General features: G+C 71.5%; 12 protein-coding genes. 8 read left to right on the top strand and 4 right to left on the bottom strand.

Features of this window, described 5'->3' with window-relative positions:
* Positions 1 to 24 precede the first annotated feature (24 nt).
* Entirely contained in the window at positions 25 to 444 is a 420-nt protein-coding gene (locus tag ABL310_RS16775) for a hypothetical protein (protein WP_349368150.1), read from the top strand.
* Positions 426 to 866: a hypothetical protein gene (locus tag ABL310_RS16770; protein WP_349368149.1), complete on the top strand. Its 441-nt coding sequence runs from the start codon at positions 426 to 428 to the stop codon at positions 864 to 866. The genes ABL310_RS16775 and ABL310_RS16770 overlap by 19 nt, the downstream gene beginning before the upstream one ends.
* A gap of 19 nt (positions 867 to 885) precedes the next feature.
* Here ABL310_RS16770 and ABL310_RS16765 read toward each other — a convergent pair whose 3' ends face one another.
* The gene (locus tag ABL310_RS16765; RefSeq protein ID WP_349368148.1) at positions 886 to 1,257 is read right to left on the bottom strand and encodes a DUF4189 domain-containing protein; all 372 of its coding nucleotides are present in this window, start codon (positions 1,255 to 1,257) and stop codon (positions 886 to 888) included.
* Positions 1,258 to 1,342: 85 nt separating this feature from the next.
* Positions 1,343 to 2,572, bottom strand: coding sequence for a bifunctional alpha/beta hydrolase/OsmC family protein (locus ABL310_RS16760; RefSeq protein ID WP_349368147.1), 1,230 nt, complete (start codon positions 2,570 to 2,572; stop codon positions 1,343 to 1,345).
* Between the two features lie 277 nt (positions 2,573 to 2,849).
* Here ABL310_RS16760 and ABL310_RS16755 point away from each other — a divergent pair, with 277 nt between their 5' ends.
* Positions 2,850 to 3,845: a calcium/sodium antiporter gene (locus ABL310_RS16755; protein WP_349368146.1), complete on the top strand. Its 996-nt coding sequence runs from the start codon at positions 2,850 to 2,852 to the stop codon at positions 3,843 to 3,845.
* A 113-nt stretch (positions 3,846 to 3,958) separates the two neighbouring features.
* Positions 3,959 to 6,502 (top strand): patatin-like phospholipase family protein, encoded by a 2,544-nt coding sequence (locus ABL310_RS16750; protein WP_349368145.1) that lies wholly within the window; start codon positions 3,959 to 3,961, stop codon positions 6,500 to 6,502.
* 15 nt (positions 6,503 to 6,517) lie between these two features.
* Here ABL310_RS16750 and ABL310_RS16745 read toward each other — a convergent pair whose 3' ends face one another.
* Positions 6,518 to 7,297, bottom strand: coding sequence for a glycosyl hydrolase family 18 protein (locus ABL310_RS16745; protein ID WP_349368144.1), 780 nt, complete (start codon positions 7,295 to 7,297; stop codon positions 6,518 to 6,520).
* 230 nt (positions 7,298 to 7,527) lie between these two features.
* Here ABL310_RS16745 and ccoG point away from each other — a divergent pair, with 230 nt between their 5' ends.
* From ccoG to ccoS, 4 genes are read left to right on the top strand one after another with little or no spacing between them, the layout of a single operon-like run.
* Positions 7,528 to 9,027, top strand: a complete 1,500-nt coding sequence (gene ccoG / locus ABL310_RS16740) for a cytochrome c oxidase accessory protein CcoG (protein ID WP_349368143.1) — start codon at positions 7,528 to 7,530, stop codon at positions 9,025 to 9,027.
* A 31-nt stretch (positions 9,028 to 9,058) separates the two neighbouring features.
* Entirely contained in the window at positions 9,059 to 9,583 is a 525-nt protein-coding gene (locus ABL310_RS16735) for a FixH family protein (RefSeq protein ID WP_349368142.1), read from the top strand.
* Positions 9,584 to 9,587: 4 nt separating this feature from the next.
* The gene (locus ABL310_RS16730; protein WP_349368141.1) at positions 9,588 to 11,906 is read left to right on the top strand and encodes a heavy metal translocating P-type ATPase; all 2,319 of its coding nucleotides are present in this window, start codon (positions 9,588 to 9,590) and stop codon (positions 11,904 to 11,906) included.
* Positions 11,903 to 12,112: a cbb3-type cytochrome oxidase assembly protein CcoS gene (gene ccoS / locus ABL310_RS16725; RefSeq protein WP_349368140.1), complete on the top strand. Its 210-nt coding sequence runs from the start codon at positions 11,903 to 11,905 to the stop codon at positions 12,110 to 12,112. The genes ABL310_RS16730 and ccoS overlap by 4 nt, the downstream gene beginning before the upstream one ends.
* On the opposite strand, the gene ABL310_RS16720 is transcribed toward ccoS, so the two are convergent.
* Entirely contained in the window at positions 12,092 to 13,168 is a 1,077-nt protein-coding gene (locus ABL310_RS16720) for a histidine kinase dimerization/phosphoacceptor domain -containing protein (RefSeq protein WP_349368139.1), read from the bottom strand. The two genes, ccoS and ABL310_RS16720, sit on opposite strands and share 21 nt — an antisense overlap.
* Positions 13,169 to 13,188: the final 20 nt, after the last annotated feature.

Here is a 13,188-nt window from a genome sequence, read left to right as displayed (position 1 = left end):
CTCCGGTGTTGCCGGGGAAGGTGGATGCAACTGGATCGGCGCAGCTGGGTGGAGAAGGCGCAGGAGCACCTCGCCTGCGCCGAGGCGCTGCTCGAGGCGCGGCAGTTCGCCAACGCCTTTTATCTCGCCGGCCTCGCCGTCGAGTGCGGGCTGAAGGCCTGCATCGCCCGGCGCTTCGCCAGCGAGACGTGGCCGGATCGGGACTTCGTGAACCGGATCCACACGCATTCGTTTCCGGCGCTCGTGGCGCTCGCGGACCTCGAGGCGGATCTGCGAGCCGAGTGCGTCCGAAGTACCGATTTCAACGACGCTTGGACGGACGTGTCGGTCTGGAGCGTCTCCTCACGCTACGCGTTGGTCATCCCGGAGGCGCGTGCGCGTGCTATGGTCGATGCCGTCGGGGCGTCCGATTACGGAGTTCTGCCATGGTTGAGCCGCCGGTGATGAAGGAGGCGATCGTAGAGGGGCGCCGCTTGGTCGAGCGCGCCCGTGCGAAGGGACTGCCGATCGCCGTCGCAGGCTGGTTCCGCGTCGGCGAGAACGGGCCGCCCGAGCTCTACGTCGCAACGCCGGACGAGTGGATCTACGGGCCTCGCCCCATCATCCGGCTTCTGCGCGAGACGCTGCAGGAGACGGGGGCGACCTCCTTCGACCTCGCGGATGTGCGCGTCGTCGATGCGTCGACGCATTTCGTCAACGGCGCGATGAACGCCGGCGGCGACCCGACGCGCGAGCGCGTCATCGGCCCGCAGCTCGTGGGCGGGCGCTTCGTCGAGCGCGCCTTCGTCTATGCCTGCGATCCGTCCGCCACGCCGTCTCCGATGCCGCCCGGATCGCGACGCCCCCACGAAGCCGATGCCGCCTGACGCAGGGCCCGTCCCCCGCTCACTCCGTGCACACCGCCCGCGCCACGACGCAGCCTTTCGCCGCGTGCGTGCGGCAGCGGCCGAGCGCCTTGCGCCCCGCCTCGTCCTCGCTGGCGCCCCAATCGGCGCCCCAGCTCCGGTCCGGCGCGACGGCGAGCGCGCCGCAGGCGTTGCGGAACCAGGTGGTGACGACGCAACCCGGGCCGTGGATGCCGCATTCCTTCAGCGCCCGCTTCTCGGCCTCGCCCTGGGTGGAGAAGTCGAGCGACCAGCCATGCGCGTCCGTCTCCTGCGAATAGGCGATGGCGCCGTAGCGCTCCTGCGCGAGCGCCCCGCTCGCCATGGCGATTCCCATCGCGCACGCCGCGCCAGCGATCACGATACGACGCATGCCAGCCCCCCTCGGCTCGTTTCCTGTCGGCCCGTGGCCGCGAGATTAAGCGCGGCCGTCTCACGCGGCAATCGGCTTTCGCGCCTCACGCCTCGTTCTTCTCCGTCGTCTCGATCCGCGAGGCATGCTCCAGCGTCCGATGCACCGGGCACATGTCGGCGATCTCGACGAGGCGCGCGCGCTGGTCCTGCGTGAGGTCGCCGGTCATGGCGATCGCGCGGCGGAAGACGTCGACGCGGCGGTGCGCGCCGGCCTCGGCGTCGTCGCTGTCCGCGGCGTGGACCTTGTCGTGGGTGACGTCGACGACGACGCTCTCCAGCGGCAGCTTCTTGCGCCGCGCGTACATGCGCAGCGTCATCGCCGTGCAGGCGCCGAGCGCCACCGACAGGTACTGGTAGGGCGTCGGGCCGAGGTCGCTGCCGCCGAGGGCGAAGGGCTCGTCCGCGATCAGGTGGAAGCGCCCGTCCACCGAGACGTGCTGCAGCAGCCCGCCGGCGGAATCCTCCGCGACCCGCACCATGCCCTCGTGCTCGCCGACCGGATGCTCGACCACCGGCGGCGGCAGGTAGCGCGAGGCCCAGGCGGCGATGACGGAAGCGGCGTATTCCGCGTCCTCCGGACGCGACAGCAGATGGTCGGCGTCGTCGAGCGAGACGTAGCTCTTGGGGTGCTTGGCGGCGACGAAGATCCGCGTCGCGTTCTCGACGCCGACGATCTGGTCTCGCGGCCCGTGCAGGACGAGGAGCGCCTTGCGCAGGCCGCCCAGCGCCTCCATCAGGGTTTGCTCGCGCACGTCCTCGACGAACTGGCGCGAGATGCGGAAGCTGCGCCCCGCGAGCGACACGGTCGCCGAGCCCTCCCGCTCGATCTCCTCGAGCGAGGAGCCGAGATTGTGGGTGACGTGCGCGGGCTCCGCCGGCGCGCCGATCGTCACCACCGCCTTCGCCTCCGGGATCTTGGCCGCGGCTGCGATCACGGCGGCGCCGCCGAGCGAGTGCCCGATCAGGATCGCGGGCGCGCCGAGGGTCTCGCGCATGTGGTCGGCGGCGCCGACCAGATCTCCGACATTCGTCGAGAAGTTCGTGTTGCCGAACTCGCCCTGCGAGTGCCCGAGCCCGGTGAAGTCGAAGCGCAGCACCGCGATGCCGCAATCCGCCAGGGCCGCCGCGATCCGCCGCGCGGCGGCGAGGTCCTTCGAGCAGGTGAAGCAATGCGCGAACAAGGCGTAGGCGCGCGGGCGGCCGATCGGCCGGTCGAGCCGCGCGGCGAGCGTCTGGCCGTCATGGCCGGGAAACGTGATCTTCTCGATGGGCATGGGGGCTCCAGGATCTCGAAAGCTCGGTCGGGGGAAACTTTTCTGCGGGCGGGGCATTCCAAATCCCATTCGTCCCTTGCGCAATCCGCGTTACCCCGCCATCTGAGCGTCGCGACAGCGCCGGGCCCCTCTGGCGGTGCGGGCGGACACGCCCCGCCGCGATGTCGGAGCTGTTCCCTCGTTCGGGATCAGCGCGACGGGCTCCTCGCGTGCAATCGCGGGTCGGCGGCGGCGGTTCCGGGCGGGGTCACGCCCTCTCGCCAACGGTCCTCTCCCCATGAGCACCACCATCCTTCTTCTGATCGCAGGCCTCGTCCTGCTCGTTCTCGGCGGCGACCTGCTCGTGCGCGGCGCCGTCAAGGTGGCGACGCGGCTCGGCGTCTCGCCCCTCGTCATCGGCCTGACGCTCGTCGGCTTCGGCACCTCGACGCCCGAGCTCGTCACCTCCGTGCAGGCCTCGCTCGCCGGCGCGCCGGGCATCGCCATCGGCAACATCGTCGGCTCGAACATCGCCAACATCCTGCTCATCCTCGGCATATCGGCCGTGATCGCGCCGATCGCGGTCGATGCGCGGGCGCTGCGGCGCGACGGCGTCGTGGCGCTCGGCGTCGCCGTGCTGTTCGCCGCGCTCGCCTTCGTCTGGCCGCTCGACCGCCTCGTCGGCGCGGTCTTCGTGGCCGGCCTCGCGGTCTACATCTGGACCGCGTTCCGCCAGGAGAAGAGCGCCGCGCCCGCCGAGATCGGCCACGGCGCCCTCTACGACAAGGCGGTCGCTACCGAGGGCGTCGACGAGGCGCTCGCGCCGGATCCGGCCGAGCGGGGCGGCAGCCTCGTGTGGCCGCTCCTCCTGGCGATCGCCGGCCTCGCGCTCGTCGTGGGCGGCGGCAAGCTCCTCGTGGACGCGGCGGTGGAGCTGGCGCGCTCCATCGGCGTGTCGGAGACGGTGATCGGGCTGACCATCGTGGCGGTGGGGACCTCGATGCCCGAGCTCGTCACCTCCGTCGTCGCCGCGATCCGGCGCCAGGCGGACGTCGCCTTCGGCAACGTCATCGGCTCGAACATCTACAACATCCTCGGCATCGGCGGCGTCACCGGCCTCGTCGCGCCGGTGACGATCCCCGACGAGATCGCCCGTTTCGACCTGCCGGTGATGGTCGGCGTGACGGTGCTCATGCTGCTCTTCGCCTACACGGCGCGGCGGATCGTGCGCTGGGAAGGCGCGGCGCTGATCGCGGGCTACGGGGCGTATCTCTACCTGATCTGGCCCGCCTGACGACGCTGCGGACGGAGACTCCAGGTAAGCGTTCTAAGTTGACTCTCGGTTGCGTCGCGTCACACGATCCGTGAGGGTGCCGCATCGGGTCGGGGGCGACGATGGACGCGTCGGTGGAGCTGACGAAACCGGGGGCGACGCTGGAGCCCTCCTTCGAGCGCGTCCTCGCGGAGGAGGGCGCCAGCATCGGAAGCGCATCGGCCCCGGCGGCGGCCGCCGGCCCGCACATCGGCGTCGCGATGTCGGGCGGCGGCATCCGCGCGGCCGCGTTCGGCCTGGGCTTCCTGCAGGCGCTGCATGCGCGCGACGTTCTCGCCCGCGTCGACTATCTCTCCGCGGTATCGGGCGGCAGCTATACGGCCGCCGCCTACGTCGCGGGGAAGAAGCGCCTCGGGCGGTTCCCCTTCGAGGCGGGCGGGGAAGGAGAGTTCGCCCCGCAGGACATCGCCGACAGCCCCGCCGTCGAGCGCCTGCGGGACCGATGCCGCTACTTGATGCCGAACGGCCCCTTCGACCTGGTCGTCAGCAGCGCCGTGCTGCTGCGCGGAATCGCCGTCAACCTGGTTCTGGTCGCCACGGCGCTGTTCTTCCTCGCCTCGGTCACCATGCTGGCCTATCCCGACCTGAAGAGCTTGGAGGCGTCCTGGCTCGTTCGCGTCATACCCGACCCGCAGCACCCGGTCCGGGGGCTGGGCGACGGTTTTCTCGCGACCAAGGTCGCGGCGCTCTCGCTCTTCGCCGTCCTGCTCGCCTGGGCTCTGGCGCGAACCGTGGTGGGCTCCGTGCCCCGCGCGCGCGACGGATCCGACGACGAGCCGTCGACGATCTGGGCCCGGATCAGCGGCGTCGCGCTCCTCGCCTTCGCCGTCGCCGTCCTCTCCGACGTCCTCCCCCTCCTCCTCCAGGCGACGCACGCCTGGCTGATCGCTCGCAAGACCGAGGTCGGGGCGGGGGAGGCGCCCTCGCTCAGGGAGCTGGTGGCCTTCCTGAGCGCAGCCACGACCCTGCTCGGCCTGATCGGAAGGTGGCTTCTGGGGGTCGTCCGGGAACGCCAGGGAGAGGAGGCCTGGCGGGCGCGCCTCGCGGCCCTCGGGTCGGGGCTCGTCCTGCTGGCGCTCGCGCTGGCGCTCCCTCTTCTGCTCTTCACGATCTATCTCTGGCTGGTGACGACCGGCCTGGACGGCGCGGCGGCGAAGTGGACCTGGCTGTTCGGCGTCATGACGCGGCTCGACGTCGCCGAGGCGGCGCGCGCTCTGGTCGTCGGCGTCGTTCTCCTCGTGATCGTGCTGACCTGGAGCGCGTGGTTCGGCCGGCCCTCGCAGACGGTGCTGAACAGGGCGTGGTGGAGCGCAGGCGCCGACGAGCGCGACGTGAATTTCTGGCTGCGGCTGCCCGCCGTCCTGCTGGGCGTGTTCCTCCTGGTGGAGGCGGTGTGGCCGGAGCCGATCCTCCCTCCGACGGCGGCGCTGCTGGAGGGGCTGATCGCGCGGTGCGTCAGGGAAGCGGCCGCGATCGAGGGCGACATGGCGCTCCGCTACGGCGCCATCGCCGTCTGGCTGCTGCTGATCGCCGGCGCCTTCGCCGAGAACGCCAACTCCCTGCACGAGCTCTACCGCGCCCGGCTCAAGGACGCCTTCGCCCTGCATTTCGGCGCGGCCGGCCGGCTTTCCGAGCTCGCCGGCACGACGCCGTTCCTGATGGTGAACGCGGCCGTCAACATGCAAGGCTCGAAGCGCAATCATCGCAAGCGCAACGCCGACTTCTTCGTCTTCACGCCCGAGCGGTGCGGCAGCGACGCGACGGGCTATGCGGCGACGACCGAGATGGAGAAGCGCGAGCCGCGCCTCGACCTCGCGAGCATCGTCGCGATTTCGGGTGCGTCGATCTCCTCCGCGATGGGCCGCGCCGGGGACGCGCTCCTGGCGCCGACCCGCGCACTGCTCAACCTGAGGCTCGGCTACTGGCTGCTCAATCCGGCTTGCGTGGGAAGCTGGCGGACGATGCGGGCGGGCCTGCGGGACTGGCAGCTTTCCTTCATTCTCGCGGAGATCTTCGGCTGGCTCGACGAGCGTCGCTCGAAGGTCCACCTCAGCGACGGCGGGCATATCGACAACCTCGGTCTCTACGCCCTGCTGAAGAGGCGGTGCGATCTCATCGTCGTCTGCGACGCCGAGCACGACCCCGGCATGACCTTCGCCTCCCTGGTGGACGTCGAGCGCTTCGCACGCATCGACCTGGGCGTTCGCCTCGAGCTCTCGTGGGCGCGGCTGCGCGAGTCCGCGCGGGCGCGCAAGGCCGCGCGCGGCGGCGGCGATCTCACGGCGCAGGCGCCGCCCGACGGGCACGGCGTCTCCGGCGCCGTGCTGTACCCGGCCGTCACGGGCCGAGGGGGGCGCCCGATCCTGCCGCCGAAGATCGGCCGCATCCTCTACGTGAAGGCGACGGTCACCGGCGACGAGCGGTCCTACATCCTCGACTACGAACGCCGCCACAGGAGCTTTCCGCAGGAATCGACCGGCGACCAGTTCTTCTCCGAGGAGCAGTTCGAGGCCTATCGGGCGCTCGGGTTCCACGCGACGATCCGCGCTCTCGAGAACGCTCCTTCGGAGAAGGCGGAGGAGGAGAGCTTCGAGGCCGTGCGCGCGATGCTGCGCTGAGCGGCGGCGCGCGCGTCACGGCAGGGCGTCGCCGATCATCCGGCACCATTCCGCCGTCTCCTCCTTCGAGGGCTGGTTCAGGTTCCAGAGCATCACGCCCGCCTTGGTGGTTCCCTCGGGGTTCCAGGCCGCGATCTGCGGGACGGCGTCGATCGGCGTGTTCTGGCCCGGATTGGCCGAGTTCGCCACGCCGATCGCCATCTTCTCCGGGCCGACCAGCGCGGCGTACTGGTCGAACAGGCGCTTGGCGCTCTCGAGATCGTTCCAGTAGGCCATGGTCATGACCATCGACAGGTCGTCCTTGACCTTCGGGAGGTAGGCGTCGCGCCAGGGTCCGATGAAGACCGGCGTCGTGATCAGCGCGTCCGGCCCCAGCGCCGCGCGCAGCGCCTTGATCACGGCGACGAAGTCGTCGCCGGGCGGCGCGGCGCCCTCCTGGTCGAGGTCGACGCCGTCGAGGCCCCAATCGTCCATGACGATGCGCTTGACGTTGGCGGCGAACTCCTCCGGCTTCAGGTTGCCCCAGCCGTCGGGGTGGCCCTCCCAGGAATCGGTGCCGTTGATCGACATCAGCACCTTCACGCCACGGGCCTGCAGCGCCTTGGCGCCGGCGCGCATCTCGGCTTCCGAATGCTTGCTCGTCAGGAAGTCGAGGGTGATCGAATCGCCCTGCGGGCTCGGCGCCGTCACCGCGAAGGCGAGGGCGACGACGGTCACCTGCTCCGGAGTCTCCTCCAGCGGCGGGCCTCCCTCCGCATATCCGAGCCAATAGGCGAGAAAAGCCTGCGTCGACATGGTCGCCCCCGTGATCCGCGCCACGCTATACAATCACGAGATCTGCTACCTCACAACTGGCGCTGCGGGTTCCCTTTGGTCGGACGGGCGGCTTCCGTCGCATTCGCGTTCACGCATGCGACAACTCGTCCAAGCTGGCCACCTCGGCCTTTGATCCCGATCAACGCGCCGCCGGCCCCGTCTTGCCATGGTGCCGGGCACGAAAACCAACCCGACGAGCATCCCCCGTCATGGCCGATACGGCGACCCCGAACTCAGCGCAGGACACGGCGCAGCACGCCGACGAGATCGACGAGACCCTCATCGAGGGCCCGCTCTACGCCAAGCGCGAGCAGCTCTACGTCCAGAAGGTCGACGGCACCTTCCGCCGGATCAAGTGGGCGGTGCTGGTGCTGACGCTGGGCGTCTACTACCTCCTGCCCTTCGTGCGCTGGGACCGTGGGCCGAACGCGCCCGACCAGGCGGTGCTGATCGACTTTCCGGCCCGGCGCTTCTACTTCTTCTTCATCGAGATCTGGCCGCAGGAGATCTATTACCTCACCGGCCTCCTGATCCTCGCGGCCTTCGTGCTCTTCCTGATGAACGCGGTGGCGGGGCGCGTCTGGTGCGGCTATCTCTGCCCGCAGACCGTCTGGACCGACCTGTTTCTCGCGGTCGAGCGCTTCTTCGAGGGCGATCGGCGCGAGCGCATCAAGCTCTACAACGGCGGCTGGACCGGGAACCGGGTCGCCCGCACGAGCGGCAAGCATTTCGTCTGGCTGATGATCGCCTGGTGGACCGGCGGCGCCTGGGTGCTCTACTTCGCCGACGCGCCGAAGCTGGTATGGGAGCTCGCGACCCTGCAGGCCCCCGCGGTCGCCTATATCTGGATCGGCATCCTCACCTTCACGACCTACACGCTGGCCGGCTTCATGCGCGAGCAGGTCTGCACCTACATGTGCCCCTGGCCGCGCATCCAGGCGGCGCTGACGGACGAGCACGCGCTCAACGTCACCTACAAGGTCGATCGCGGCGAGCCGCGCGGCTCGCTGAAGAAGGCCAAGGCCCTGCGCGAGCACGGCGTCACCGCCGGCGACTGCATCGACTGCAATCAGTGCGTCGCCGTCTGCCCGACGGGCGTCGACATCCGCGACGGCATGCAGCTCGGCTGCGTCCAGTGCGGCCTGTGCATCGACGCCTGCGACGGCGTCATGGACAAGATCGGCCGTCCGCGGGGGCTGATCGCCTACGATTCCGAGTACAATCTCGAGCGCCGCGAGGCGGGCCTGCCCGAGGAGAAGCCGAAGATCGTGCGCGCCCGCACCATCCTCTACGTGGTGCTCATCGCCGGCATCTCGCTGTTCATGGTCTGGCATCTCGCCGTGCGCTCGAGCCTCGACGTCTCGGCCCTGCACGACCGCAACCCGGTCTACGTGCTGCTCTCCGACGGCTCGATCCGCAACGCCTACACGGTCCGCGTCGCCAACAAGGAGCTCGAGGAGCGCACCTTCACGCTCTCGGTCGAGGGGCTCGAGGGTGTCGCCATGGAGGCGGTGGGCGCGGAGAACCTCGATCCGGACACGCTGTCCGTCACCGTCGGCCCGACCCGCACCCGCGAGCTGCGCGTGCTTCTCACCCGCACTCCCGCGCCGGACGCGCCCGAGAGCCGCGAGATCGCCTTCGTCTTCGAGACGGCGGACGGCTCGGAGGCGGCGGTCGCCCGCGATCACTTCATCCAGCCGGCGCGCTGACGCGCCGGCCTCACACAGGAGCGAAAGAGCCATGTCCTCCCCCGATCGGCTCGTCAGCGATTACGTCCCCGGCGGCCGGCCTCTCACCGGCCGCAAGGTGCTTCTGATCATGGTGGCGTTCTTCGGCGTCATCTTCGTCATGAACGTCTTCCTGCTGAAGGTCGCCTCCACCACCTTCCGCGGCCTCGAGACCGAAAGCGCGTATCGCGCCAGCCAGGGCTTCAACGACACGCTCGCCGCGAGCGCCGCCCAGCGCGAGCGGGCCTGGGCCGTCGACGTGCGCGTCGCGCGCCGGGCGGACGGCGTCGTCGCCGCTTCCTACACGGTCGCGGACAAGGACGGCGCGCCGCTGACGGGGCTTGCAGGCACGGCCCGCCTCGCGGCTCCCGCCGACACGAGCCGCGACGCCGAGGGCGTCGTGGTCGAGACGGGGCCCGGGACCTACGAGGTCCTGTTCGGCGCGGAGCCGACCCCCGGGCGCTGGACGCTCGTCACCGAGCTCTCGCAGGGCGGCGACGTGCTGTTCCGCTCGCGCAATCGCATGCTGGTGGACTGATCCCGTGAGCGTCTCCCCCGCGCTCGCGGCGGGCGTCCCGCCCGCCGGCCGCGTCGACTATTCCGCCTTCGTCGTCAGGGCCGAGGACGGCGCCTGCCGGCTCGACCTCGCGGTGGACGGCGTCACCTGCGCCGCCTGCATCCGCGAGATCGAGGACGGCGTCGCCGGCGCGCCCGGCCTCGAGGCCGCGCGGCTCAACTACACCACCCGCCGCCTCACGCTGCGCCTCGCCGAGGACGCCGATCCGGCCGAGGCGGTGGCGCGGCTGGAGCGGCTCGGCTACCGGGCCTACCCGTTCACCCCCTCGCGCGAGGAGGCGATCGAGAGCGCCGAGACCAAGGATCTGCTCACCCGCCTCGGCGTCGCCGCCTTCGCGACGATGAACATCATGCTCCTGTCGGTCTCGGTCTGGTCCGGCAACGCGAGCGACATCGACCCCGCGACGCGCGACCTCTTCCACTGGATCTCGGCCCTGATCGCGATCCCCGCGGTGGCCTATTCCGGCCAGCCCTTCTTCAGGGCCGCGATCCGCTCGATCCGGTCGGGCGCGCTCGGCATGGACGTGCCGATCTCGCTCGGCGTGCTCTTGGCGGTGGGCGTCTCGCTCTACGAGACCGCGCATTCGGCGACGCACGCCTATTTCGATTCCGCCGTGATGCTGCTCGCCTTCCTGCTCGCCGGACGCGTGCTCGACCAGGCGATGCGCAAGCGCACCCGGGCCGTCGCCGGCAATCTCATCGCGCTGCGCGGCGACACGGCCCGCCGGATCGGCTCCGACGGCGCGATCGTCGAGGTCCCGGTGCTGGCGATCAAGGCCGGCGAGCGCATCGCCGTGCGCCCGGGCGACCGCATCGCCGTCGACGGCGTGGTGGAGGAGGGGGCCTCCGAGGTCGACGCGAGCCTCGTCACCGGCGAGACCGCGCACGATCCCGTGGCGCCCGGCGCCATCGTCCATTCCGGCACGCTGAACGTCTCGGGCGCGCTCGTCGTGCGCGCCACCGCCGCCGCCGAGAGCTCGCTCGTCGCCGAGGTCAACAAGCTCCTCGACGCGGCGCTGCTCGCCAAGTCGAAATACGTGCGCATCGCCGACAAGGCCGCGCGGCTCTACTCGCCCGTGGTGCACGCGACCGCGCTCCTCACCGCCATCGGCTGGATCGCCTGGGGCGCCGACCCGCATTTCGCCATCCTCACCGCGGTCGCGGTGCTGATCATCACCTGCCCCTGCGCGCTCGGCCTCGCCGTGCCGGCGGTGCAGGTCGTCGTCTCGGGCGCCCTGTTCAAGGCCGGCGTGCTGCTCGGGTCCGGCGACGGCGTCGAGCGGATCGCCACCTGCGACACGGTCGTCCTCGACAAGACCGGCACGCTGACGAGCCCCGAGGCGCGCCTCGCCAACCGCGCGGAGGCGCCCGCCGACCTCGTCGCCCTCGCGGCGCGGCTCGCCCAGACCTCCTCGCATCCGCTGGCCAAGGCGCTGGGCCTCGCCCTCTCGCGCGAGGGACTCGACACGCGCCCCCTCGCCGGCGCGCGCGAGGAGCCGGGCCGCGGCGTCGTCGCGATCTTCGACGGCGTCGAGGCGCGGCTCGGGTCCGCCGCCTTCTGCGACGCCGAAGCCGAGGCCGCGCAGGCGCTCGCGGACGACCCGGACGCCACCGCCATCGCCGTCTCGCTGGGCGCGCGCCGCGCCGTGCTCACCCTGCGCCAGACCCTGCGCGAGGACGCCGCCGAGACCGTGGCGCGGCTCGAGCGCATGGGGCTGTCCGTCATGATCGTCTCCGGCGACCGCGAGGGGCCCGTCGCCCGCGCCGCCGCGGCGGTCGGCGTCGCGGACTGGCGCGCCGGCGCGAAGCCCGGCGACAAGACGGCGCTCATCGAGGCGCTGAAAGGGGAGGGGCGGCGGGTGCTGATGGTCGGCGACGGCCTCAACGACGCTCCCGCGCTCGCCGCCGCCCACGCCTCGCTCTCGCCGATCTCGGCCTCGCACCTCACCCAGACCTGCGCCGACGCGCTCGTGCTGGGAGACCGGCTCGGGCCGGTGGCCGACGCCGTGGCGCTCACCCGCCGGGCGCTCGCGGTGATGCGCCAGAACCTCTGGCTCGCGACGCTCTACAACCTGATCGCCGTACCCATCGCGGTCGCCGGCTACGTCACCCCGCTCGTCGCCGCGATCGCCATGTCGGGCTCGTCCATCGTCGTCACCGTGAACGCGCTCCGGGCGCAGGCGCGTCCGCGCAAGGCGGCGACCGGGGCCTCGCCTTCGGCGTCGCCGGCGCGATCCGCCGCCGCCGCCGCGCCCCGCCCCGCTTTCGAGGAGGCCGCCCCGTGAACGTGATCCTCTATCTGCTCCCGATCGCGCTCGCTCTCGGCCTTCTCGGGCTCGCGGCCTTCCTCTGGTCCCTGAAGAAGGGCCAGTACGACGATCTCGAAGGCGCGGCGGTGCGCATCCTCGACGACGACGACCTGCCCGAGGACCAGCGCCCCCGACGCGAGAGGCCGGAGCGCCGGGACGGCTCAGGCGGGGGGCAGGGCTAGGGTGAAGCGCGCGCCCGGCGCGGCGTCGGCGACATCGAGCGTGGCGCCGAGCTGCCTGGCCAGCGCGGCGACGATGCGCATGCCGATGCCGGTCGATTCCGCCGGATCGTAGCCCTCCGGCAGGCCGACGCCGTCGTCCGCCACCGTGATCCGCAACGCGCCCCCGCCGTCGTCGGCGAGGACGAGCCGCACGGTCCCCGTCCGGGGAGGCGGGTAGGCGTATTTCAGCGCGTTGATGAGCATCTCGTTGACGATGAGCGCGGTCGGCACCGCGCGATCGATGGCGAGCGTCGCCGGCCGCGGGGGCCCGTCGAAGGAGAAGCCGATCCGCTCGGGGTCGCCGAGCGCTCGCACCGTGTCCGTCGCGAGGCCTCCGAGCAGGTCCGCGGCGTCGACGCGGTCGTGCCGCCGCGAGGCGTAGAGCCGCTCGTGCACGGCGGCTATCACGCCGATGCGGCGGCTCGCCTCGGCGAGAATCCGCTTCACGCCCGCGTCGACGGCATGGCCCGCCTGGAGCGAGCAGAGCGAGGTGACGAGCTGCAGCGAGTTCTTGACGCGGTGGTTGACCTCCTCGAGCAGCGCCTCCTTGACGGCGAGCGCCTCGGTGAGCTCCTCCTGGAAGCGCTTGCGCTCGGTGATATCGACCACCGCCCCGAGGAAGCGCAGAGGCCGTCGCGCGCCCTCCACCTCGCCGTAGACGACCCGCCCGCGCGACTCGACCCAGCGCGTCTCGCCGTCGGGCCGGACGATCCGGAACTCGAGCGCGTAGGCGCCCGGCTCCTCCGGTCCGCGCACACGCCGCACCGCCTCCGCCACTCGTTCCGCGTCGTCGGGATGGACGAGGGCCTCGAAATCCGCGCGCGTGATCACGACATCCGCGCCGACGCCGAAGATCGCCCGGCAGCGCGGAGACCAGTCGAGCGCGCCGGTGAGGAGATCGCCCGCGAACGTGCCGACCTGCGCCGCCTCCGCGGCGAGGCGCAGGCGCTCGACCGTCCAGCCGTCGTCGACGGCGGTCCGTGCTTCGGAACCCGGCGGGGGATCGGTCGCGGTCATGATCTTTGATTATAGCGCGG

The sequence above is a fragment of the Salinarimonas sp. genome (assembly GCF_040111675.1).
In the GTDB taxonomy this organism is placed as follows: domain Bacteria; phylum Pseudomonadota; class Alphaproteobacteria; order Rhizobiales; family Beijerinckiaceae; genus Salinarimonas.
Note: the sequence above shows the minus strand (reverse complement) of the source record. Positions and strands in the feature narration are given on the sequence as shown.

Bases quoted from the DNA above. Each gene is read 5' to 3' on its own strand.
- ABL310_RS16775 (WP_349368150.1), top strand. From the start codon at position 25: ATGCAACTGGATCGGCGCAGCTGGGTGGAGAAGGCGCAGGAGCACCTC.
- ABL310_RS16770 (WP_349368149.1), top strand. From the start codon at position 426: ATGGTTGAGCCGCCGGTGATGAAGGAGGCGATCGTAGAGGGGCGCCGC.
- ABL310_RS16765 (WP_349368148.1), bottom strand. From the start codon at position 1,257: ATGCGTCGTATCGTGATCGCTGGCGCGGCGTGCGCGATGGGAATCGCC.
- ABL310_RS16760 (WP_349368147.1), bottom strand. From the start codon at position 2,572: ATGCCCATCGAGAAGATCACGTTTCCCGGCCATGACGGCCAGACGCTC.
- ABL310_RS16755 (WP_349368146.1), top strand. From the start codon at position 2,850: ATGAGCACCACCATCCTTCTTCTGATCGCAGGCCTCGTCCTGCTCGTT.
- ABL310_RS16745 (WP_349368144.1), bottom strand. From the start codon at position 7,297: ATGTCGACGCAGGCTTTTCTCGCCTATTGGCTCGGATATGCGGAGGGA.
- ccoG (WP_349368143.1), top strand. From the start codon at position 7,528: ATGGCCGATACGGCGACCCCGAACTCAGCGCAGGACACGGCGCAGCAC.
- ABL310_RS16735 (WP_349368142.1), top strand. From the start codon at position 9,059: ATGTCCTCCCCCGATCGGCTCGTCAGCGATTACGTCCCCGGCGGCCGG.
- ABL310_RS16720 (WP_349368139.1), bottom strand. From the start codon at position 13,168: ATGACCGCGACCGATCCCCCGCCGGGTTCCGAAGCACGGACCGCCGTC.